At 61.0% G+C, this 22,528-nt stretch carries 22 protein-coding genes; 9 read left to right on the top strand and 13 right to left on the bottom strand.

What is annotated here, in order from left to right; translation table 11 throughout:
• Nucleotides 1-14 precede the first annotated feature (14 nt).
• The 3 genes from BK665_RS31700 to BK665_RS31690 all read left to right on the top strand — a co-directional run bounded on the left by BK665_RS31700 (nt 15) and on the right by BK665_RS31690 (nt 2,147).
• Nucleotides 15-1,145 (top strand): PepSY-associated TM helix domain-containing protein, encoded by a 1,131-nt coding sequence (locus tag BK665_RS31700; RefSeq protein WP_123410406.1) that lies wholly within the window; start codon nt 15-17, stop codon nt 1,143-1,145.
• Entirely contained in the window at nt 1,142-1,321 is a 180-nt protein-coding gene (locus BK665_RS31695) for a hypothetical protein (protein ID WP_123410405.1), read from the top strand. The genes BK665_RS31700 and BK665_RS31695 overlap by 4 nt, the downstream gene beginning before the upstream one ends.
• Nucleotides 1,322-1,517: 196 nt before the next feature.
• The gene (locus BK665_RS31690) at nt 1,518-2,147 is read left to right on the top strand and encodes a glutathione S-transferase (RefSeq protein ID WP_123410415.1); all 630 of its coding nucleotides are present in this window, start codon (nt 1,518-1,520) and stop codon (nt 2,145-2,147) included.
• Nucleotides 2,148-2,357: 210 nt separating this feature from the next.
• Here the strand turns inward: BK665_RS31690 and creD are convergent, their stop codons facing one another.
• The 4 genes from creD to rloA2 form a co-directional block, all read right to left on the bottom strand.
• Nucleotides 2,358-3,728, bottom strand: coding sequence for a cell envelope integrity protein CreD (creD, locus tag BK665_RS31680; RefSeq protein WP_123410403.1), 1,371 nt, complete (start codon nt 3,726-3,728; stop codon nt 2,358-2,360).
• Between the two features lie 178 nt (nt 3,729-3,906).
• Nucleotides 3,907-5,325, bottom strand: coding sequence for a two-component system sensor histidine kinase CreC (gene creC, locus BK665_RS31675; protein ID WP_123410402.1), 1,419 nt, complete (start codon nt 5,323-5,325; stop codon nt 3,907-3,909).
• The gene (creB, locus tag BK665_RS31670) at nt 5,325-5,990 is read right to left on the bottom strand and encodes a two-component system response regulator CreB (RefSeq protein WP_123410401.1); all 666 of its coding nucleotides are present in this window, start codon (nt 5,988-5,990) and stop codon (nt 5,325-5,327) included. Before creB ends, creC begins: the two co-directional genes overlap by 1 nt.
• Nucleotides 5,991-6,049: 59 nt before the next feature.
• Nucleotides 6,050-6,556 carry a retropepsin-like aspartic peptidase RloA2 gene (gene rloA2, locus BK665_RS31665; protein ID WP_185076705.1) on the bottom strand — a complete coding sequence of 169 codons (507 nt, stop codon included), beginning with the start codon at nt 6,554-6,556 and terminating at the stop codon, nt 6,050-6,052.
• Between the two features lie 312 nt (nt 6,557-6,868).
• Here rloA2 and yihG point away from each other — a divergent pair, with 312 nt between their 5' ends.
• Nucleotides 6,869-7,756 carry a 1-acylglycerol-3-phosphate O-acyltransferase, YihG family gene (gene yihG / locus BK665_RS31660; protein ID WP_123410399.1) on the top strand — a complete coding sequence of 296 codons (888 nt, stop codon included), beginning with the start codon at nt 6,869-6,871 and terminating at the stop codon, nt 7,754-7,756.
• 1 nt (nt 7,757) lies between these two features.
• Here the strand turns inward: yihG and BK665_RS31655 are convergent, their stop codons facing one another.
• Nucleotides 7,758-8,318 (bottom strand): DUF2780 domain-containing protein, encoded by a 561-nt coding sequence (locus tag BK665_RS31655; protein WP_123410398.1) that lies wholly within the window; start codon nt 8,316-8,318, stop codon nt 7,758-7,760.
• Nucleotides 8,319-8,615: 297 nt separating this feature from the next.
• Here BK665_RS31655 and BK665_RS31645 point away from each other — a divergent pair, with 297 nt between their 5' ends.
• From BK665_RS31645 to BK665_RS31630, 4 genes are all read left to right on the top strand, one after another.
• Nucleotides 8,616-9,209: a fasciclin domain-containing protein gene (locus BK665_RS31645; RefSeq protein WP_123410397.1), complete on the top strand. Its 594-nt coding sequence runs from the start codon at nt 8,616-8,618 to the stop codon at nt 9,207-9,209.
• A gap of 55 nt (nt 9,210-9,264) precedes the next feature.
• Nucleotides 9,265-9,891, top strand: coding sequence for a sigma-70 family RNA polymerase sigma factor (locus tag BK665_RS31640; RefSeq protein WP_123410396.1), 627 nt, complete (start codon nt 9,265-9,267; stop codon nt 9,889-9,891).
• Nucleotides 9,888-10,562, top strand: a complete 675-nt coding sequence (locus BK665_RS31635; protein ID WP_123410395.1) for an anti-sigma factor — start codon at nt 9,888-9,890, stop codon at nt 10,560-10,562. The genes BK665_RS31640 and BK665_RS31635 overlap by 4 nt, the downstream gene beginning before the upstream one ends.
• 128 nt (nt 10,563-10,690) lie before the next feature.
• Nucleotides 10,691-10,993: a hypothetical protein gene (locus BK665_RS31630; protein WP_123410394.1), complete on the top strand. Its 303-nt coding sequence runs from the start codon at nt 10,691-10,693 to the stop codon at nt 10,991-10,993.
• Nucleotides 10,994-11,050: 57 nt separating this feature from the next.
• Here BK665_RS31630 and fdhA read toward each other — a convergent pair whose 3' ends face one another.
• The 8 genes from fdhA to BK665_RS31585 all read right to left on the bottom strand — a co-directional run bounded on the left by fdhA (nt 11,051) and on the right by BK665_RS31585 (nt 21,191).
• Nucleotides 11,051-12,250 (bottom strand): formaldehyde dehydrogenase, glutathione-independent, encoded by a 1,200-nt coding sequence (gene fdhA / locus BK665_RS31625; RefSeq protein WP_123410393.1) that lies wholly within the window; start codon nt 12,248-12,250, stop codon nt 11,051-11,053.
• A 207-nt stretch (nt 12,251-12,457) separates the two neighbouring features.
• Nucleotides 12,458-13,315: a formyltetrahydrofolate deformylase gene (purU, locus tag BK665_RS31620; RefSeq protein WP_123410392.1), complete on the bottom strand. Its 858-nt coding sequence runs from the start codon at nt 13,313-13,315 to the stop codon at nt 12,458-12,460.
• 197 nt (nt 13,316-13,512) lie between these two features.
• Entirely contained in the window at nt 13,513-14,145 is a 633-nt protein-coding gene (locus tag BK665_RS31615) for a sarcosine oxidase subunit gamma (protein ID WP_123410391.1), read from the bottom strand.
• A gap of 152 nt (nt 14,146-14,297) precedes the next feature.
• Nucleotides 14,298-17,315, bottom strand: coding sequence for a sarcosine oxidase subunit alpha (locus tag BK665_RS31610; protein WP_123410390.1), 3,018 nt, complete (start codon nt 17,313-17,315; stop codon nt 14,298-14,300).
• On the bottom strand, nt 17,312-17,641 hold the full coding sequence (locus BK665_RS31605; RefSeq protein WP_123410389.1) for a sarcosine oxidase subunit delta: 330 nt from the start codon (nt 17,639-17,641) through the stop codon (nt 17,312-17,314). Before BK665_RS31605 ends, BK665_RS31610 begins: the two co-directional genes overlap by 4 nt.
• A gap of 14 nt (nt 17,642-17,655) precedes the next feature.
• The gene (locus BK665_RS31600; RefSeq protein WP_123410388.1) at nt 17,656-18,906 is read right to left on the bottom strand and encodes a sarcosine oxidase subunit beta; all 1,251 of its coding nucleotides are present in this window, start codon (nt 18,904-18,906) and stop codon (nt 17,656-17,658) included.
• Nucleotides 18,907-18,929: 23 nt separating this feature from the next.
• Nucleotides 18,930-20,183 carry a serine hydroxymethyltransferase gene (gene glyA / locus BK665_RS31595; protein WP_123410387.1) on the bottom strand — a complete coding sequence of 418 codons (1,254 nt, stop codon included), beginning with the start codon at nt 20,181-20,183 and terminating at the stop codon, nt 18,930-18,932.
• 291 nt (nt 20,184-20,474) lie between these two features.
• Nucleotides 20,475-21,191, bottom strand: coding sequence for a TraX family protein (locus BK665_RS31585; protein WP_123410385.1), 717 nt, complete (start codon nt 21,189-21,191; stop codon nt 20,475-20,477).
• Nucleotides 21,192-21,322: 131 nt separating this feature from the next.
• On the opposite strand from BK665_RS31585, the gene BK665_RS31580 reads away from it, so the two are divergent.
• Nucleotides 21,323-22,363, top strand: a complete 1,041-nt coding sequence (locus BK665_RS31580; protein WP_123410384.1) for a threonine aldolase family protein — start codon at nt 21,323-21,325, stop codon at nt 22,361-22,363.
• Nucleotides 22,364-22,528: the final 165 nt, after the last annotated feature.

Here is a 22,528-nt window from a genome sequence, read left to right as displayed (position 1 = left end):
CTGAAGGCCATGAAATGAAAAGTAAAACAATTCGCCGCTGGTCCTGCATCCACACCTGGACGAGCCTGATCTGCACGGTCTTCCTGCTGATGCTGGCACTGACCGGTCTTCCGCTGATCTTCCACCACGAGATCGACCATTTGCTGGGGGATGCCGCCGAGTTGAAGGTCATGCCGGCCGATACCCCGCAGTTGAATCTGCAGCAGTTGGTGGCCGCCGCTGAGAAGCATCGACCCGGCGAGGTCATGCAGTACTTCGGCTACGACGATGAAGACCCCAACGGCGTGATCGCGATCATGGCGAAAACCGCTGGCACCGAGCCCAACTCGTCCCACACCTTCATGCTCGATGCGCGCACCGGTGAAGCGCTGGAGATGCCGTCGGCCAACGGCGGGCTGATGATGGTCATGCTGCGCTTGCACGTGGACATGTTTGCCGGGCTGCCGGGCAAGTTGCTGCTGGCGTTCATGGGGATCATGTTCGTGGCGGCGATTGTGTCCGGCACGGTGCTGTACCTGCCGTTCATGCGTCGCCTGAAGTTCGCCACCGTGCGCCAGGACAAATCCACCCGCCTGCGCTGGCTCGACCTGCACAACCTGATCGGTGTAGTGACCCTGACCTGGGCCTTGGTGGTTGGCGTGACCGGCGTGATCAGCGCCTGCGCCGACCTGCTGATCGCTGCGTGGCGCAACGACAGCCTGAGCGCGATGGTCGCGCCCTATCGCGATGCGCCGCCGCTGACGCAACTGGCTCCGGCCACGCGACTGCTCGACATCGCCAAGGAAGTCGCGCCGGGCATGCAGCCGGACTTCATCGCCTTCCCCGGCACGCGTTTCTCCAGCGAACACCATTACGCCGTGTTCATGAAAGGCAGCACGCACCTGACCTCGCACTTGCTGACACCGGTGTTGATCGACGCCAGTACTCTGAAAGTCACCGCCGTGGCCGAGCGCCCGTGGTACATGGACGCGATGGGCATGTCGCAACCACTGCACTTCGGTGATTACGGCGGCATGCCGATGAAAATCCTCTGGGCGACCCTGGATGTACTGACCATCATCGTGCTCGGTAGCGGGGTTTATCTGTGGGTGGTGCGGCGCAAAGCGGCGAAACCGGTGCTCGATAAACTGGAGAGCCCGGCATGAAGCCCAGGCAGTCGAACTTCTGGAAAGTCTTCGCCACACCGTTGGTGATCGCGCTGCTGAGTGCGGCCGGGTTGTTCTCGGCATTGCTGGGTGATGGTGTGTGGGATGCGTTGAGCTGGTTGGGCCTGGGCATCCCCGCCGCCCTCGCCCTGCGCGGCTTACTCCAACGCCGCTAATCCCCAGAAACATCACAACCCCTTGTGGGAGCGGGCTTGCTCGCGAAGGCGGTGTATCAGTCAACATTGATGCTGAATGACACACCGCCTTCGCGAGCAAGCCCGCTCCCACAGGGGTTCTGTGTGCACTTCTGATCTTGAGGAATAGAACCAACGCGCTATGCTGCCCCGCACTGCCACCGATCGAGACGCTGCCATGTCCGCCCCGAGCATGACCCTGTTCCACAACCCTGCCTCGCCCTTCGTCCGCAAAGTCATGGTGCTGCTGCACGAGACCGGCCAGACCGACCGCGTGGCCCTGCAACTCAGCCAACTGACGCCGGTCAGCCCGGACCTGGCGCTGTGCCAAGACAATCCGCTGGGCAAGATCCCGGCCCTGCGCCTGGCCGATGGCAACGTCATCCATGACAGCCGAGTGATCCTCGACTACCTCGATCACCAGCACGTCGGCAACCCGCTGATCCCCCGTGACGGCCCGGCCCGCTGGCGGCGCCTGACCCTGGCCTCCCTGGCCGACGGGATCATGGACGCGGCGGTGATGATTCGTTACGAACAAGCCCTGCGTGCCCCGGAAAAACATTGGGACCAGTGGCTCGATGGTCAGCGCGAGAAGATCCGCCGGGCCTTGGCCGTGTTGGAAGCGGAGGCGATTGCCGAGTTGACCAGTCATTTTGATGTGGCGGCGATCAGCGTGGCCTGTGCCTTGGGTTACCTCGACCTGCGCCATCCCGATCTGGAATGGCGCGTGGCGAATCCGCAACTGGCCGAGTGGTTTTTTGAAGTGAGTCAGCGGCCTTCGATGTTGGCCACTATGCCCAAGGTTTAGATCTTCACTGGTTGGGCGGGCCTCTTCGCGAGCAAGCCCGCTCCCACATTTGATCGGTGGTTTGCACATTTTTTGTGTTCACTGGAGATCCCTTGTGGGAGCGGGCTTGCTCGCGAAGGCACCACACCGAATCGATTGGAAACAACCCGATAATCAGCGTCGCCAACACCTCCCCTTCCCGCTGATCCTCCCGCAACCCCAACGACCGGCTCATTCCACCGCTCCCATATCAAACACCAACGGCTTGACTGGCTTCGCCCCGATCCCGTACCAGTCCAGTTTGCGGGTCAGCACCATGAACACACCCAGCAGCCCGAACAGCAACAGCGAACCCATCAACAGCGCGTAATCCTCGGCACTCAACAAGCCGTAGAGCAAACCGTACAACCCCGCCAACCCCGCCGAAAAACTCAGGCCGTGGCGCACACTGCGCAGCACGTGGCAGACATAAAACCCGATCAGCAACACACAACCGCTGGCCGACAGCAGATACGCCAGGGCAAAGCCGATGTGCTCGGACAGCGACAGTAGCAACAGGTAGAAGAACGCCAGGGCCACGCCGACCAGCGCGTATTGCACCGGGTGCACCGCCAGGCTTTTCAGCACTTCGAAGAGGAAGAAACCGGCGAAGGTCAGGACGATGAACAACAGCGCATATTTGATCGCCCGGTCGCTTTTCAGGTACTGGTCCACCGGGTCGATGAAGCTCACACCGAAGCTGCGGCCGTTGAACGCTTCACAGCCACCGCCGGACACACAACTGCTCAACGCTTCTTGCAGGTTGGTGGAGAAAAACGAGGTTTGCCAATTGGCGGTGAAGCCCTGGTCGGTGACTTCACGCTGGGCCGGCAGGTAGTTGCCGATAAAGCTTGGGTGCGGCCAATTCGCGGCCAACGACACTTTGCTGGTCTTGCCCACCGGCAGCACTTGCAACTGACCGGTGCCTTGCAGGCGCAGGTCGAAACCGAAGGCCAGTTCCGTGGTTTTTTTTGCGTCCAGCATCGGCAGCGTCACGTGTACACCCTCGCCCAACCAACCCACCTGGCTGCCCGGCACGAAGTCCAGGCGCTGGCCGTCGAGTTCCAGTTTCAGTGCATTCTCGATACCGCGAATGTCGCTGATGCCCACGGCCAGGAATGGCTGGTCAAACTGGTAGTCGGCGAAGTCTTCCTTGATGCCCAGTTGTTCCGGGATCGTGAAAAGGCCGCTGATACGGTTATCGGCGTGAAACAACCGCGCTTCATAAATGCCCCGGGCACGCAGTTCGGTCTGGACGTTGCCATCGAGTTCAAAGCGCTCCGGCAGGAAGTACAAACGGCCCCGCTCCTCACCGACTTCCTGGTAACGCTCGTTGGTTTTTTCGTTGAGCTTCCAGGTGCGCACCACCTTGCGATACGGCACCACCATCAGCGGCCCGGTCAATTGCTGGCTGTAGCTGGAACTGCGGGCGATGTCTTCGAGCACGCCGTCGCGCAGTTGCTGACGGTCCTGGATCACGCCGTTGATCATCAGCAACGGGATCAGCAATAACAGAATCAGAAGGGCAATCGCCCCGAGTTTGAGGGTCAGGCTGCGGTTCATGTGGGTCTCTCCCTGTTCGAATGAGGGAGAGTCTGGGGTGGGCGTGTGGGGGTTTTGTGGGGGGAATGTGGAGACTTTGTGGAGACTGGGCCGGCCTCTTCGCGAGCAAGCCCGCTCCCACATGGGAACGCATTTCTACATCGGGAGCAGGCTTGCTCGCGAAGGCCGCGACACGGTCCTAAGGCAGGCGCAGCGTCACTTCAACCCCGCCCCGCACATTACCAATGCTCATCTCGCCACCATGCAACTTGACCACCTCTTCAACGAAGTTAAGCCCCAACCCGGTGCTCTTACGCCCACTGTCCGGCCGAGGCAATGAGTAGAAGCGCTCACTCAGGCGCGGCAATGCATACTCAGGAATCGCCTCAGCCTGGTTGAATAACCTGATCTCAACCTGCTCACCCACCCGCTCGGCACCGAGGTGCAACCGCCCCCGAACCGGAGTGAAATCCAGGGCGTTTTCCAGCAGATTGCCCAACGCCTGACGCAACAGAAACGGCTCGCCGATCAAAAGCAAATCCGGAGTAATCGTCTGCTCAACCCGCAACTGTTTACCCTCGATCCGCGCCGATTGGGCGTCCAGCAACTCGTCCACCAACGCCACCAACGGCACTTCGACCCGCTCCTCCAGCCCTTGCCGCTGCTCAACCTGCGCCAGGTTCAACAACCGCTCGATCAACTGCTGCATCCGCGCACTTTCGCTGTCGATGTTGCTGACGAAACGCTGCTGATGGGCCAGCGGCATCTCACCTTGCAACAGTTCCGCCGCGCCGCGAATCGCCGCCAGCGGGCTCTTCAATTCATGGGTCAAGGTGTGCACGTAGCGCTCGACATAGGCCTTGCCCTCCAGTTGCGTGCGCATCTGCTCAACCGCCGTCGCCAGTTGTTCCAGTTCGCCGCCGCGATAATGCGGCACCTCGACCCGACGACCTTCGCTGACCGCCTGGGCGTAAGCGGTCAACCGTCGCAGCGCCGCGCTCAGCCACCACGACAGCACGGCGCCGAACAGTAAACCGAGGCCGATCAAACCGGCGCCATACGCGAATAATCGCCGTTCGGTACGATCAACGTAGGGCTGCAATGAGCTGTTGGGCTTGGCCACGGTGACCACGCCGATGATCTGGCCGTTATCGCGGATTGGCGCGCCGACGTGCATTACCGAGGAAGTCGCGTCGTTGGGATCGCTGCGGGTGGAGCGCGCACCGTATTCGCCGCGCAGGGTCAGGTAAACGTCGTTCCAGCGCGAATAGTCCTGGCCCACCGCCGCGCCGCTGGAGTCCAGCACCACGATGCCTTTGGCGTCGGTGACGTAGATGCGGTGGTTGACCTGGTTTTTCGGCAGGCCCCAGATGCTCGCCTTTGGCTGTCGCTCGCCGTAGGCCTTGAGCAGTTGAGGCCAGTGATTCTGGTTGAGGGTCCCGGCCTTGAAGTCGTCGCGCAGGATTTCGGCCATCAGGTTGGCGGTGTCCACCAGGGTTTCTTCGGTGGACTGGCGCACACCGGGGCGGATTTCTTCCATCACGGTGTTGAGCACAAAGTAACCGGTCAGGCCGATAAACAGCACATAGACCAGGAAAATGCGGATGCCCAGTGACATCAGCTATGCCCCGGGCTGTAGCTGTAGCCGAGGCCGCGATGGGTCTGGATGGGTTCGGCGTCGGCCCGCACCAGGCGCAGTTTGGCGCGCACGCTTTTGATGTGGCTGTCGATACTGCGCTCGTAGCCAGCATCGGCGGCCACGCCCAGGGCGTCGAGCAATTGCTCGCGACTGAAGACGCGTTCGGGCTGTTCGAGCAGGCATTGCAGCAAGCGGAATTCGTGGCGGGTCAGGCTCAGGGGCTGGCCGCGATAGCTGATCTGCACCCGTTCGCTGTCGATGCGAAACAGTGTCGAAGCGACTTCTGCCGGCGCTCGCGGGGCCATGCGCTTGAGGATCGCCCGGACCCGCGCCGCCACTTCCCGGGGGCTGAACGGTTTGACCACGTAATCGTCGGCGCCGATTTCCAGGCCCACGACGCGGTCGATCTCTGCATCGCGGGCGCTTAGAAAAATCACCGGCACGTCGCTGAAACGCCGCAGTTGCTTGCAGGTTTCGAAGCCGCTGATGTCGAGAATGATCAGGTCGGCCGGGGTCTGGCGTTGATGCTCAAGCGCCGCCGCGCCGAGGCTCACCCAAGTGGTGGTGAATCCTTCGCCCTGCAACGCAAAAATCAACGTATCGGCAATGGCCGCTTCGTCTTCGACAATCAGGATATGAGGCATGGCGTCCGAGCACGGCAGTTAAGTTGCGCAACGGTGGCCCAAGCCTCACATCTCGTCAATCAGCAGTCGGGTTTATCCGCAGTAAAACGTCGGGCCGGGTTCACCGCCGCGCCGAATTCACGCAGGGCCTTGGCGCCGATCAGCAGCGGGTAGTTGAAGCTGCTGCGGTCGGTGAGGTTGACCTCGACCGTGCGCTTGACGTTGCCCAGGCACAGTTCCAGATCGACGACTGGACGCTTGGTGGGGGCGGCTTCGTCCTTCTCGTCCTCGTCTTCTTCAGAGCGGGTCTTGATCTTGCTGATCCGCGCGATTTTGTGCTCGTAGACCTTGTTGCTCGCGTCCTTGGTAGCGAGGCGGAAGCGCACCCACTCGTCACCATCGCGGGTGAACATTTCGATGTCCTTGGCCGACAGCGACGCGGTCAGGGCACCGGTGTCCATTTTGGCCTTGAGGACTTCACCGCCGATTTCCGGCAGCGCGATGTATTCGTAACGCCCGTACAAGGTCGGCTCGGCGGCCATGACCGGCAGGGCCACGAGGGTCAGCAGTGCAAGGAGGGATTTCACGTAATGGGCATCCATAAGGAGTGGGCAGCGGGATTTTAGACCGTCAGAAAGCAATTCGTTCGTTCCTGAGATCGCCTTCGCGGGCAAGCCTCGCTCCTACAGGATTTGTGTCATACGCAATATCTCGTACGAAACATAACCGTAGGAGCGAGGCTTGCCCGCGAAGAGGCCAGATCAATCACTACAACAGCCTGACCTGTTCAAATTCACTCAAGCATACCGGCTCAAAGGTGAAACATTCGTCACCGCCGATTTGGCCTGCCGCCCGAAGCTGCTTATCATGGCGCGCCCAAACGCTTTCAAGAGTTACTTATGCGCCGCCTGCTCACCGGCTGTTTCGTTACCCTCCTGCTGTTGCTCAACACCCTGGTCCTGTTCGGCCCGCTGATGGTGTTTGCCCTGCTCAAACTGGTCCTGCCCGGGCGCTTTCGCGACTATGCCTCGTGGGCGGTGATGTGGATCGCCGAGACCTGGGCCGAAATCGACAAGCTGATCTTCCGTCTCTGCATCCCGACCCAATGGGACATTCGCGGCGGCGATGACCTGCGTGGTGACACCTCGTACCTGGTGATCAGCAACCATCAGTCCTGGGTTGATATCCCGGCGCTGATCCAGACCCTGAACCGGCGCACGCCGTTCTTCAAATTCTTCCTCAAGAAAGAACTGATCTGGGTGCCGTTCCTGGGCCTGGCCTGGTGGGCGCTGGATTACCCGTTCATGAAGCGCTACACCAAGGCGTTTTTGGCGAAAAACCCTGAATTGGCCGGGCATGATCTGGAGATCACCAAAGCGGCGTGCGAGCTGTATAAGCGTCAGCCGGTGACGGTGGTCAATTACCTGGAAGGCACCCGGTACACCACCGCAAAAAGTACCCAGCAGCAATCACCGTTCACCCACTTGCTCAAGCCCAAGGCCGGTGGCGTGGCGTTTGTGCTGGCGGCCATGGGCGAACAGCTGGACGCCATCCTCGATGTGACGGTGGTGTATCCGCAGCAGAAGATTCCCGGGTTCTGGGATTTGATCAGCGGCAACGTGCCGAAGGTCATCATCGACATCCAGACCCGCGAACTGGACCCGGCGTTGTGGCAGGGGGATTACGAAAACGATCCGCTGTTTCGCGAAAAAATCCAGAACTGGGTCAACCAGCTCTGGATCGAGAAGGACCGGCGCATCGACGCGTTGCGCGCCGAGCGCCGCTGAATCAGCTACCGGAACCGGCGCCCCAAATCCCGCCCAGGCTTTCCAGCAACGGACCGCCAACGCCCTGGTCACCCAGATACTTGAGGATCACCGGGGCAAACTGGCCGACCATCCCGCTGTCCATGCCCAGAGCACCGAATGCACTGTTCAGGTCGTTGGTGTTCTTCACATTGCCCAAGGCATTTTCCAGCCCTGCCGATTTACCGGAAGAACCAAGCAACCCGCTCAGGGCGCCCAATTGACCACCACCACCCGACAGCTTGTCCAGCCCCGGCACGCTTTTGGCCAGTTGCGAATAATCGGTGTTGCTCAATTGATTCTTCGCCAGCCCCAGCATCGCCGCGGTGCCACCGACGGCTTGCTCGGGTTTTACATTCAACTGCGAAGTCAGCGCGCCGAGCAGTCCAGCGGTTTCCTGTGTCGGGGCGGCGGCAGTGGCGGCGTTACCGCCCTGCATGCTCGAAGCCGCTTTGGTCACATCGTCCAGGCTGAAACCGGCGAAGACCGGGCTGGCCGCCAGGGTCATAAGCGAAGCCAGTGCAAAACCGCGTGAAATCTTCATCCAGACAACCTCTTTAGGCAGAAACCGCCCACCCATGGGCGGCAAAAAACTGTGCGTTCGACTGACATCCCCGGGGAATGTTCCCAACCCCCTGTGGGAGCGGGCTTGCTCGCGAAGGAGGACTGACATTCAATACATACGTTGACTGACACGACGCCTTCGCGAGCAAGCCCGCTCCCACAGGAATCGTGGCCGCCAATAAAAGAGTTTCTTGGTGTGCATCCAGTCTAGACCCCGCCGCGTATATCAAGCACGGACAGACACTCCTGGCCGATTCTCCCCACAAGGATCACCACCATGAAACGCACTTCGATCAAAACCCCGTTGATTGCCAGCCTGCTGACCCTGACCCTTGGCGGCGGATTCGCCCTCAACAGCGTACAAGCGGCAGACATGAGCCACGACACTGTCATGGTCGGCGGCCAAAGCATGCTGCCGAACAAGGACATCGTCGATAACGCGGTGAACTCCGCCGACCACACCACCCTGGTGGCTGCGGTCAAAGCCGCCGGTCTGGTCGATACCCTCAAAGGCAAAGGCCCGTTCACCGTGTTCGCCCCGGTCAACTCGGCGTTCACCGCCCTGCCCGCCGGCACGGTGGATACGCTGCTCAAACCCGAGAACAAAGCCACTCTGACCAAGCTCCTCACCTACCACGTCGTCGCCGGCAAACTCGACATGATGACCCTGGCCGCGAAGATCAAGGCCGGTGGCGGCAAGGCCGAACTCACCACCGTCGCCGGTGGCAAGTTGTGGGTGATGATGAACGGCCCGCACAACATCACGCTCAAGGATGAAAAAGGCGATGTCGCCGACATCACCACCTACGACGTGTATCAGTCCAATGGCGTGATTCAGGTCATCGACAAAGTACTGATGCCCAAAGGTTAGGCCGTGCTCGCCGGCCCTGCGCATCGGGGCCGGCATTTTCCCGAGGTGTCCGCCCGTGAATGGAACAACTGCGCGCCGTGGACTAACCTCTTCGCAGTCCACCGTCGCTCCCTCGATTGCCTGGAGAACCGTTATTGCCATCGCCGACACCGATCAGCTCCGGCAGCTTCTGGCCCAGTGCTCTCTGGGGGACCGCCGCGCGTTCGAGACGTTGTACCGTAGCGTCGGCCCGCGCCTGTACGGTGTCGCCCTGCGTTTCATGGGTCACCATGAGCTGGCCGAAGAGGTGTTGCAGGAAAGCTTCGTGCGCATCTGGAACAACGCCTCGCGCTATGAATCGCACCTGTCGGCACCGCTGACCTGGATGATCAACATCACCCGCAACCAGGCCATCGATCAGTTGCGCAAACACCGCGACCGGCCGCTGACCGATCTGGAAGAACTGGCGTTGGTGGATGAAAGTCCCTCGGCCCACGAATTACTCAATAGCCGCCGCGAAGCCAACGCGCTGAACCGCTGCCTGGACAGCCTCGAAGGCATGCAGCGCCAATCGATTACCGTCGCCTACTTTCAAGGGCTGTCCTGTTCTGAACTGGCCGAACACCTGTCCGCGCCGCTGGGCTCGGTGAAATCCTGGATCCGCCGTGGCATGGAACGCCTGCGCAGGTGCCTTGAATCATGAACTACCAGACCCCGCCCCTGCGCCGCGCCCTCGCCGCCGACTACGCCATCGGCCTGATGCCGACGGCGGCCCGTCGACGTTTTGAACAGTTGTTACTGGAAGACGCGGCCCTGCGCGCAGAACTGGCGCACTGGCAGGACAGCCTGGTGAGTTTGACCGAGTCGCTGCCCGAGCAACCGGTGCCGGAACATGTGTGGGAAGGCATCACCGCACGAATCGAACCGCAAGTGCTGCATGTGCCCGAGAAGCGTTCATTCTGGTCCTGGACGCGGGTGACAGCGGCGCTTTGTTCGCTGCTGCTGATCGTATTCCTGAGCATGCTCTACAACCGCGATGAGGCCCGTTACAGCGCCACATTGCTGAGCGCCGACGCACAACCTGCGTTGAAAGTTGAAGCCCACGGGAATTTCCTGAACGTCGAGCCGCTGAAGTTGGCTGCGGTTGATCCGGGACGCAGCCTGGAGCTGTGGGCGATACCGGCGGACGGCAAACCGATTTCCCTCGGCGTGATTCCGGCGGGCGGCAAAGGCAAGGTTGAGCTGAGCGATGCGCAGAAGGCGCTGATCGGCAAGCCGATTGCGTTGGCGGTGAGCCTGGAGCCCAAGGGCGGCTCGCCGACCGGGCAACCGACGGGGCCGGTGCTTTACCAGGGCGCATTGGCAGCTCTATAGCAAGGCTGAGCATTAAAAACTTTTCGTTCATAGCGAACGCATCTAATTAACTGTCAGAACTGACAGTTCACGGTTATTCACGACGTAGCAAGAATAGGAACTCCAAGTTATGAAATGGAGTAAAAAGCATGAAGCTGAAATTTGTTGCAGGTGCCGTTATGTGCTTTGCCATGATGAGCACCGCTTATGCCGCAACTTGCCCGACGGTCACCGTTAGCAGTTCTCAAAATGCCACTGAGTTCAAGTTCACCTCAGTGCTCCTTAAAGACAAAGATAGCGCCAAGTCAGTGGCCATCTGCCGATATGACGGTACTGACGACGAAGGCGCTTCAGTCGGTCTCAGGCTCGGACATCCTGTCCAGGCTATTGGAGACAATTGGAACGGCGATCAATGCGCCGGCGATGACGCCAGTAAGTGCGAATTCAAATAGATCGTTTATTTGAAAATGAGAAGGGCAACCCGAGGGTTGCCCTTTAATGAGTGAAACTTAAGCCGCGCTGAACAACTTGTGCGGGTCGATCACAAACTTCTTCGGTACGCCGGCGTCGAACTCGCCGTAGCCACGGGGCGCGTCATCGAGGCTGATGACTTCCACGCCGACGATGTCGGCAATGTGGATACGGTCCCACATGATCGCCTGCATCAACTGGCGGTTGTACTTCATCACCGGGGTTTGGCCGGTGTGGAAGCTGTGGGATTTGGCCCAGCCGAGGCCGAAACGGATGCTCAGGCTGCCCATTTTCGCGGCGGCGTCCACGGCACCCGGGTCTTCCGTCACGTACAGGCCCGGAATACCGATTTTGCCGGCCACGCGAACTACGCCCATCAGCGAGTTGAGCACGGTGGCCGGAGCCTCGTGTTTCACGCCGTCATGGCCGTGGCCGCGTGCTTCGAAGCCTACGGCGTCGACGGCGCAATCCACTTCCGGCTCGCCCAGCAGTGCAGCGATTTGCTCGTGCAGCGGCGTGTCCAGGGACAGATCGGCGATTTCGAAACCCTGGGCCTTGGCATGCGCCAAACGGACCGGGTTGACGTCACCGATGATCACCACCGCCGCGCCCAGCAGGCGAGCGGAAGCAGCCGCCGCCAGACCCACCGGGCCGGCACCCGCGATGTACACCGTGCTGCCCGGACCAACGCCCGCCGTCACGGCACCGTGGTAACCGGTCGGCAGGATGTCTGAGAGGCAGGTCAGGTCGCGGATTTTTTCCATCGCACGATCACGGTCCGGCAGTTTCAGCAGGTTGAAGTCGGCGTACGGCACCAGCGCGTATTCAGCCTGGCCGCCGGTCCAGTCACCCATGTCGACATAACCGTAAGCTCCGCCGGGACGGGCCGGATTGACGCTCAGGCAGACACCGGTGTGCATCTCTTTGCAGGAACGGCAGCGCCCGCAAGCCACGTTGAACGGTACGGACACCAGGTCGCCGATTTGCAGGTTCTCGACGTCGCTGCCCTTCTCGATCACTTCACCAGTGATTTCGTGACCCAGAACCAGACCGGTTTGAGCAGTGGTACGACCGCGCACCATATGCTGGTCGGAACCACAGATGTTGGTGGAAACCACGCGCAGGATGACGGCGTGGTTGATCTTCCTGCCACGCGGGTCCTGCATCTTCGGATATTCGATTTTCTGTACTTCGACCTTGCCAGCGCCGAGATACACCACACCACGATTGCCAGACATGCTTTCACCTCGCTGTTGTTTTTATGTAGCGGTCGCGTCGCCATGGAGCGGCGGCGCGTTGATTGCTCTGGTTGTGCTTGTGTCTTTTTGCGTTGTTTGTGCGGGCCTCTTCGCGAGCAAGCCCGCTCCCACATGGGTTTAGGGTGAATTCAGGTTTTGTGTACGACACAAATCCCCTGTGGGAGCGGGCTTGCTCGCGAAGGCGTCCTAAAGAACGACCGTGCGATTGGCGTTCAAAAACACTCGCCTCTCAATGTGATACCCAACCGCCCGCGCCAGGGTCAGCCCTTCAATATCCCGCCCCTTGGCGATCAAATCTTCCGGGTAGTGACTGTGGTCCACCACCTCCACGCCTTGGGCGATGATCGGGCCTTCGTCCAGGTCGTTGTTGATGTAGTGCGCGGTCGCGCCGACCAGTTTCACGCCCTTGTTGTAGGCCTGGTGATAGGGCTTGGCGCCCTTGAAACCCGGCAGCAGGGAGTGGTGGATGTTGATCGCTTTGCCGTCGAGTTTGCGGCACAGCTCCGGCGACAGAACCTGCATGTAACGGGCAAGGATCACCAGTTCGGCGCCGGACTCTTCGATCACTTGCAACACCTGACGCTCCTGCGACGGCTTGTCGTTGGGGTCGAGGGGGAAGTGGTAGTACGGAATCTGGTGCCAGTCGGCCAACGGCTTGAGGTCCGGGTGGTTGGAGACCACGGCGGCGACGTCCATGGACAACTGGCCGATGCGCTGGCGGTAGAGCAAATCGTTGAGGCAGTGATCGGCCTTGGAGACCATGATCACCACTTTTGGCCGGTAGTTCGGCGGGGTCAGCTCGAAGATCATGCCGAAGGCTTTGCCCCGTTCTTCGAGGCCGGCGCGGAAGGCTTGTTCGTCGAAGCCGTCGGGTTGACGGAATTCCACGCGAATGAAGAATCGGCCCGAGAGCCGGTCATCGAAAGAGTGGTGCTCGGTGACGTAGCAGCCCTGCTCGAACAGAAAGCGGGTCACCGCATCCACGGTGCCGAGGACGCTTGGGCAGTCGGCGGTCAGAATCCATGTGTCTGGGGCGCGGCTCATAGTGCGGTGACTCCTGTTCGAAAATACCAACGCGACTGCGAAGACCTGTGGCGAGGGGGCTTGCCCCCGTTCGGCTGCGAAGCAGTCGTAAAACCGGCAAACGCGGTGTGTCAGTCAAACCGCGTCTTGAGGATTTGGGGCTGCTGCGCAGCCCAACGGGGGCAAGCCCCCTCGCCACAGGTGGGAACGATCATCCATCAGGCCTGAACGCTAAGCCCGTATTCGGCGGCCGCATCCTGCAACCACAACCACCAGTAATCCGAGAAGCTGCGACGGATCAGCAGTTCCCAGGTGTCTTCAGCGGTGTGGCGAATCACAAGTTGCGACTTGGCGAACACCGTGCCGACAGCCTTGCCCACCGGGAAGCTGTTCGGATGCACGTCGTAGCTGGTGGATTTCATCAGCACCTGGCGCACGTTCGGGCCGCTCAGTTCGAGGATCTGCTGGCCGCCGCTGACGTTGACGATCTGGATGTGCAAATCGCCCAGCGCTTCACGCAGCTTTTGCTCGGCGGCGAATTCTTCGCCGGTCGGCACGATCAGCAACCACTCATCCGGCCCCATCCATTGCAGGCTGGTTTCGCCTTTGACGATGACGCTCAACGCGCCCGGCAATTCGATGCCCAGGGCCTTGTGCACGCCGGCGCTGAACGCGGCATCGTGGCCATCGCCACGAATGGTCAGGTGGCCGAGGAGTTTTTTCTCACGCACGATCACGCCGGCGTTTTTACGGCCCTTGCCCACGAGGCTGGCGAGGTCGGCGTGATGCAGCGACGACTCGGCCTTGGCCCCGGTGGTTGGGCGTTGTTGGTAAACATTGGCTGTGGTCATAAAGCACCTGTTCCTGAATTCTGTTGGTTCCGGCCTTTGTGGTGGCTGGTCCGGCGCCTTCGCGAGCAAGCCCGCTCCCACATTCGACCGCGTTCCCCTGTGGGAGCGGGCTTGCTCGCGAATAGCAGCCCGCCCACAGCACCCGAGGCGAATTAAATGTTCTGGCGATCACCCTTCGGATCGAAGAACACCGAAGTAACAATCTCCGCCTCGATCACGCTGCCATCGGCCAACGGTGCGAACACCCGCTCACCGATGCGCTTCAAACCGCCCTTGACCACGCCCATGGCAAACGAATAGCCAAGGGAGTTGTGCAAGTAGCTGGAGGTCACGTGACCGACCATGGTCATCGGGATGGTTTGCTTGGTGTTGAACACCAGTTGCGCCCCCTCCGGCAGCCATTTGGTCGGATCGATCGGCTTCAGGCCCACCAACTGCTTGCGTTGATCACGCACGCAGTCTTCGCGGTTCATGCCACGCTGGCCGATCCACGAGAACGGTTTGGTGCGACCGACACACCAGCCCATGTTCAAGTCGTCCGGGGTCATCGAGCCGTCGGTGTCTTGGCCGACGATGATGAAACCCTTCTCGGCCCGCAGGATGTGCATGGTCTCGGTGCCGTACGGCGTCAGGTTGTACTGCTTGCCGGCCTCGGCGATTTTTTCCAGAACGCCCATCGCATAGTCGGCCTGCACGTTGACTTCGTACGACAGCTCACCGGTAAACGAGATCCGGAACACCCGCGCCGGCACGCCGCCGACCAGGCCTTCTTTCCAGGTCATGAACGGGAACGCTTCATTGGTCAGATCAATGTCGGTGACTTCGCTGAGCAGCTTGCGGCTGTTCGGCCCGGACAGGGTCATGGTTGCCCAGTGATCGGTCACGGAGGTGAAGTACACCTTCAGGTCTGGCCATTCGGTTTGTTGGTAGATTTCCAGCCATTGCAGCACCCGAGCCGCGCCGCCGGTGGTGGTGGTCATCACGAAATGGTTGTCGGCGAGGCAAGCGGTTACGCCGTCGTCGAAGACCATGCCGTCTTCTTTGCACATCAGACCGTAGCGCGCCTTGCCCACGTCGAGCTTGGTCCAGGCGTTGGTGTAGATGCGGTTGAGGAACTCACGGGCATCCGGGCCTTGAATGTCGATCTTGCCCAGGGTCGAAGCGTCCAACAGGCCGACGCTGTCGCGCACGGCTTTGCATTCGCGTTTGACGGCGGCATGCAGGTCTTCGCCGTTTTTCGGGAAGTACCATGGGCGTTTCCACTGGCCGACGTCTTCGAATTCAGCACCGTTTTTCACGTGCCAGTGATGCAGCGCAGTGAAACGAACCGGTTCAAAGATGTGCCCACAGTGACGACCGGCCACAGCGCCGAAAGTCACCGGCGTGTAGTTCGGGCGGAACATGGTGGTGCCCATCTGCGGGATGGTCACGTTCAGCGAACGGGCGGCAATCGCCAGGCCGTTAACGTTGCCGAGCTTGCCCTGGTCGGTGCCGAAGCCCAGCGCGGTGTAGCGTTTGACGTGCTCGACCGACTCGAAGCCTTCGCGGGTTGCCAGTTCGATGGCGGCGGCGGTGACGTCGTTTTGCAGGTCGACGAATTGCTTCGGCGCCCGTGCGGTGTTCTTTTCGTGGGGCACCTGGAACAGCGCCAGGGTTGGCTCTTCGAGACGGCTCAGGGCTTTGGGCAAGGTGCCTTCGACCACACCGAAACCGGCTTCGCTGGCGGCGCGGGCGCCACCTTCAAAACCATCGGCCAGGGAATCGCCGAGGCCGTAGACGCCGTTGATGCCACCGACGCACACGCGTTTCTGCGGTGCTTCGCCCGGTACGAAACCGAGGATGTCTTCACGCCAGGTCGGTTTGCCGCCCAAGTGCGAAGCCAAGTGGACCACCGGGCTGTAACCGCCGGAAGTCGCAACGAGGTCGCAATCCAGCCATTCACCAGGGCTGGTGACGGCGTGGCCTTTGACATCAATCGCGGCGATGCGAGCAGCGGTCACACGTTTGGTGCCGCGAGCCTCGATCACGGCGCTGCCGGTCAGGATGCGGATGCCTTTGGCGCGGGCTTCTTCAACCAAAGCGCCACGCGGGTTGCTGCGAGCATCGGCGATGGCGACGACTTGCAGGCTGGCATCGAGCCAATCCAGGGCAACGCGGTAGGCGTGGTCGTTGTTGGTCGACAGCACCAGTTTCTTGCCCGGTGCCACGCCGTAACGGCGCACGTAAGTCGACACAGCGCCAGCCAGCATGTTGCCCGGCACGTCGTTGTTGCCGTAGACCAGTGGACGCTCGCAAGCGCCGGTCGCCAGGACCACACGCTTGGCGCGGACCCGGTGGATGCGCTGACGCACCTGGCCAATCGGGGCGCGGTCGCCGAGGTGATCGGTCAGGCGCTCGTGAATGGTCAGGAAGTTATGGTCGTGGTAACCGTTGACCGTGGCGCGGGGCAACAGCAGCACGTCCGGGGTGTTTTTCAGTTCTTCGATAACGCTGGCGACCCACTCAACGGCCGGTTTGCCGTCGAGGCTTTCCCGGGAATCAAGCAGGCTGCCGCCGAACTCTTCCTGCTCATCAGCCAGGATCACCCGAGCACCGCTGCGCGCAGCGGCCAATGCAGCGGCCAGGCCAGCAGGGCCGGCGCCGACAATCAGCACGTCGCAGTGCTGGTTCATGTAGTCGTAGGTGTCCGGATCGTTCTCGGTCGGCGAGCGGCCCAGACCGGCGGCCTTACGAATGTACTTCTCGTAGGTCATCCAGAACGATTGCGGGTACATGAAGGTTTTGTAGTAGAAGCCCGGCGGCATCAGCTTGCCGCCGACCTTGCCGAGAATCCCCATCATGTCGTTGTTCACGCTCGGCCAGCCGTTGGTGCTGGTGGCGACCAAACCTTGATACAGCGCTTGTTGCGTGGCGCGTACGTTCGGAATCTGCGTGGCTTCGGTGGCGCCGATCTGCAGCACCGCGTTCGGCTCTTCGGCACCGGCGGCGAAGATGCCTCGTGGCCGGGAATACTTGAAGCTGCGACCGATGATATCCACACCGTTGGCCAGCAGGGCTGCGGCCAGGGAATCACCTTCAAAGCCTTTGTAGACCTGGCCGTTGAAGGTGAAGCTCAGCACTTTGTTGCGGTCGATCCGTCCGCCGTTGGACAGGCGATTGGTCTGGCTCATACCTTCTCTCCCAGAGCCGTGCTCGCCGCTTTCGGGCTATCGGTCTTGTCGGTGAATTGGGGCTTGGTGCCGATCTTGTAGGTTTCGAGAATCTCGTAGGTCACGGTGTCACGGGTCGCGTTGAAGTACTGACGGCAACCGGCGGCGTGAATCCACAACTCATGGTGCAGACCGCGAGGGTTATCGCGGAAGAACATGTAGTCGCCCCACTCCTCGTCGGTGCAGGCATTAGGGTCCAGAGGGCGCGGGATATGCGCCTGGCCGGATGCGTGGAATTCCTCTTCGGAGCGCAGCTCGCCGCAGTGAGGACAGAAGATATGCAACATGGGGATTTCTCCTGTTAGTGGGCAACCGCAGCAGCGCCGTGTTCATCGATCAACGCACCGTTGTGGAAACGGTCGATGGAGAAAGGTGCGGCCAACGGGTGCATTTCACCCTTGGCCAGACTCGCGGCAAATACGTTGCCCGAGCCAGGTGTGGCCTTGAAGCCACCAGTGCCCCAACCGCAGTTGAAGAACATGTTCGGCACTGGAGTTTTCGAGATGATCGGGCATGCATCCGGGGTGGTGTCGACGATGCCGCCCCACTGCCGGTTCATGCGCACGCGGGACAGCACGGGGAACATCTCGACGATGGCCTGGATGGTGTGTTCGATCACCGGGTACGAACCACGCTGGCCGTAGCCGTTGTAGCCGTCGATACCGGCGCCGATCACCAGGTCGCCCTTGTCGGACTGGCTGATGTAACCGTGTACGGCGTTGGACATGATCACGCTGTCGATAATCGGTTTGATCGGCTCGGACACCAGCGCTTGCAGCGGGTGGGATTCGATCGGCAGGCGGAAACCGGCGAGCTTGGCCATGTGCCCGGAGTTACCGGCAGTGACCACACCGACGCGCTTGGCGCCGATAAAGCCCTTGTTGGTTTCAACGCCGATGCACACGCCGTTTTCCTTGCGGAAACCGATCACTTCGGTCTGCTGGATCAAGTCCACGCCGAGTGCGTCAGCGGCACGGGCAAAGCCCCACGCCACGGCATCGTGACGGGCCACGCCGCCGCGACGCTGGACGGTCGCGCCCAGCACCGGGTAGCGGGTGTTCTTCGAGCAGTCGAGGTACGGGATCTCGTCCGCCACTTGTTTGGCATCGAGCAGTTCGCCGTCCACGCCGTTGAGGCGGTTGGCGCTGACCCGACGCTCGGAATCACGAATGTCTTGCAGGGTATGGCACAGGTTGTAAACGCCGCGCTGGGAGAACATCACGTTGTAGTTCAGGTCCTGGGACAGGCCTTCCCACAGTTTCATCGCGTGTTCGTACAGGTGCGCCGACTCGTCCCACAGGTAGTTGGAGCGAACGATGGTGGTGTTGCGCGCAGTGTTACCGCCGCCCAGCCAGCCTTTCTCGACCACGGCCACGTTGGTGATGCCGTGTTCCTTGGCGAGGTAGTAAGCCGTGGCGAGACCATGCCCGCCACCGCCGACGATAACCACGTCATAGACCTTTTTAGGGGTCGGCGTGCGCCACATTTTCTGCCAGTTTTCGTGATGGCTGAGGGAGTGTTTGAAGAGGCCGAAGCCGGAATAGCGTTGCATAGTCATTTACTCCAAAACCGCGCTCAGCGATAAACCGGGAAGTCCGCGCACAGGGCTGCCACTTGCTGCGCCACATTCGCTTCAACGTCGGCATCGCCGAGGTTGTCGAGGATGTCGCAGATCCAGCCGGCCAGCGTCACGCACTGGCTCACCTTGAAGCCGCGAGTGGTCACCGCCGGGGTGCCGATGCGCAGGCCCGAGGTCACGAACGGCGACTGTGGATCGTTCGGCACAGCGTTCTTGTTCACGGTGATGTGGGCGCGACCCAGGGCAGCGTCCGCGTCTTTACCGGTGAGGCCCTGACGGATCAGGCTGACCAGGAACAGGTGGTTGTCAGTACCGCCGGACACTACATCGTAGCCGCGTTTGATAAACACGCCGGCCATGGCCTGGGCGTTGTCGATCACTTGTTGTTGGTAAGCCTTGAAACCTGGCTCCAGAGCTTCCTTGAAGCACACCGCTTTACCGGCGATGACGTGCATCAGCGGGCCGCCCTGGGCGCCGGGGAATACGGCGGAGTTGAGCTTTTTCTCGATCTCTTCGTTGGCCTTGCACAGGATCAACCCGCCACGTGGACCGCGCAGGGTCTTGTGGGTGGTGGTGGTGACCACGTCGGCGTAGGGCAGCGGGTTCGGGTACAGACCGGCGGCAACCAGACCGGCCACGTGGGCCATGTCGACGAACAGCAGCGCACCGACCTTGTCGGCAATCTGGCGGAAGCGTGGGAAGTCGAGGGTCTTGGAGTAAGCCGAGAACCCGGCGACGATCATTTTCGGCTTGCACTCGACGGCCAGGCGTTCGACTTCGTCGTAATCGATCAACCCGGTCTTGACGTCGATGCCGTACTGCACGGCGTTGTAGAGCTTGCCCGAGGACGACACTTTGGCGCCGTGGGTCAGGTGACCGCCGTGGGCCAGGCTCATGCCCAGAATGGTGTCGCCCGCCTGGATCAGGGCCAGGTACACGGCGCTGTTGGCGGAAGAACCGGAGTGCGGCTGGACGTTGGCGTAATCGGCGCCGAACAGTTGCTTGGCGCGTTCGATGGCCAGGGCTTCAACCTTGTCCACGTGCTCGCAGCCACCGTAGTAGCGCTTGCCCGGATAGCCTTCGGCGTATTTGTTGGTCAGGCCACTGCCTTGCGCTTCCATGACGCGTTTGCTGGTGTAGTTCTCTGACGCGATCAGCTCGATGTGATCTTCCTGGCGTTGCTCCTCGGCATTCATCGCCGCCAGCAGTGCATCGTCGTAGCCCTTGATCTGGTCTTGCTTGCTGAACATCGCGTCTCTCCCAGCGGCGGCTTGTGCGCCTTTCGTCTCGGTGAGGCACGTACCTTTCGGCAGTGCCCTTTGGATGCGATGGTATGACCGGCGCAGACAGGTCAAATGCCTATGGACGCCACGCAAAGGTGCGTTTACGACATGGGCCAAAATGGCTGGCCGAACACTACCCCCGAACTGGCCAGGATCCCCTGTGGGAGCGGGCTTGCTCGCGAATGCGGTTTGTCATTCGGCACATGCGTTGACTGACCCGGCGCATTCGCGAGCAAGCCCGCTCCCACAGGGAATGTGTCAGGCGATGATTTGGCGCAAGGCCAACAGGGCCAGGAAATGCACGGGATAGAGCGCATACGCCCAGCGGCGCATTGGCGGTGGCTTGAAGCGCCCGGCGTGTCGCAACAGCAACAGCCCCAGTAATGGCGCGATCAGACAAGCGGCGATGCCATAGATCGCCGCGTCGTTACCCATCCGCGCCGCGCCAAACAACACCTCCCACTGATTCGCCGCCAGGCACACCAGCCCCGGCAACAGGCTGAAATACCAGGGCCGGCGGATCACCAGCAGCATCGCCAGCGGCAACAACACGCCGAAGAAACCGAACATCAGTCGCTCCGGGAACAGCACTGCGAGCAAAACAGCAGCAACGGCCAGCAGTCGTGATTGCAGCGTCGGTTGCTGCCAGCCACGCGCCACCAGCAGCCCCAACACCAACGTGGGCATCACGTTCAACGTGTCGGGATCAGGAATGTAGATTCGATAGGGGATTTCACTGATGGCACTAAAGACGATCAACCACCCCAGGTAACGCCACTGACCACTTGTTGTGGCTGTATGTACCCGCGTCAGATTCGCCGCCATCGCCAGACAGAACCAGGGAAACGCCAACCGCCCCGGCACATACAGGAAATCGACGGAGTAACCGACATATCGCAGGTGATCGAGCACCATGCTCAGCAGCGCCAGCCACTTGAGCAGATCCAGCGCGCCGTCCCGTGGCGTCATGTGCATAATTGCCCGTCAACTGTGTAAATTTCTGACAGCATCACTGCGTGTGCTCCCCGGACGATCTTCGGTAAAGTGCGCACCATCATTGACCACAAGTCCCTTCACCATAAGGGCCTTGAACACGGAATCAGGCCATGACCGATAAGAGCCAACAATTTGCCAGCGACAACTATTCCGGTATCTGCCCTGAAGCCTGGGCAGCCATGGAACAGGCCAACCACGGCCACCAGCGTGCCTATGGCGACGACGAATGGACCGCACGGGCGTCCGACGATTTCCGCAAGTTGTTTGAAACCGACTGCGAAGTGTTCTTCGCGTTCAACGGCACCGCGGCCAACTCCCTGGCCCTGTCGTCGCTGTGCCAGAGTTACCACAGCGTGATCTGCTCGGAAACCGCCCACGTCGAAACCGACGAATGCGGCGCCCCGGAATTTTTCTCCAACGGCTCGAAATTGCTGGTGGCACGCACCGAAAACGGCAAGCTGACCCCGGAATCGATCCGCGAAGTCGCGCTCAAGCGCCAGGACATCCACTACCCCAAACCTCGCGTGGTGACCCTGACCCAAGCCACTGAAGTCGGCAGCGTCTACACCCCGGAAGAAATCCGTGCCATCAGCGTCACCTGCAAAGAACTGGGCCTGAACCTGCACATGGACGGCGCACGCTTCTCCAACGCCTGCGCGTTCCTCGGTTGCACCCCGGCGGACCTGACCTGGAAGGCCGGCGTTGATGTGTTGTGCTTCGGCGGCACGAAAAACGGCATGGCGGTGGGCGAGGCGATTCTGTTCTTCAACCACAAACTGGCCGAAGACTTCGACTACCGCTGCAAACAGGCCGGGCAACTGGCCTCGAAGATGCGTTTCCTCTCGGCCCCGTGGGTCGGCATCCTGGAAAACGACGCCTGGCTCAAATACGCCAAACACGCCAACCACTGCGCGCAGCTATTGGCGGAACTGGTCAGCGACATCCAGGGCGTGGAACTGATGTTCCCGGTACAGGCCAACGGCGTGTTCCTGCAACTCTCCGAACCGGCCATCGCCGCCCTGACCGCCAAGGGCTGGCGTTTCTACACCTTCATCGGCAACGGCGGCGCCCGCTTCATGTGCTCCTGGGACACCGAAGAAGAACGCGTGCGCGAACTCGCAGCGGACATCCGCGAAGTCATGTCCCGCTAACCCCCGACATGCAATGAAACCCTGTGGGAGCGGGCTTGCTCGCGAATGTGGTGTGTCATTCAACATTGGCGTTGACTGATACACCGCATTCGCGAGCAAGCCCGCTCCCACATGGATTGGGTTTCAGGTCTTGACTGACTCGCCTTAAGGCATGCCCTCCTGGCC

The sequence above is a fragment of the Pseudomonas frederiksbergensis genome (genome assembly GCF_003732665.1).
GTDB classification, from domain to species: Bacteria; Pseudomonadota; Gammaproteobacteria; order Pseudomonadales; family Pseudomonadaceae; genus Aquipseudomonas; species Aquipseudomonas frederiksbergensis_G.
Note: the sequence above shows the minus strand (reverse complement) of the source record. Positions and strands in the feature narration are given on the sequence as shown.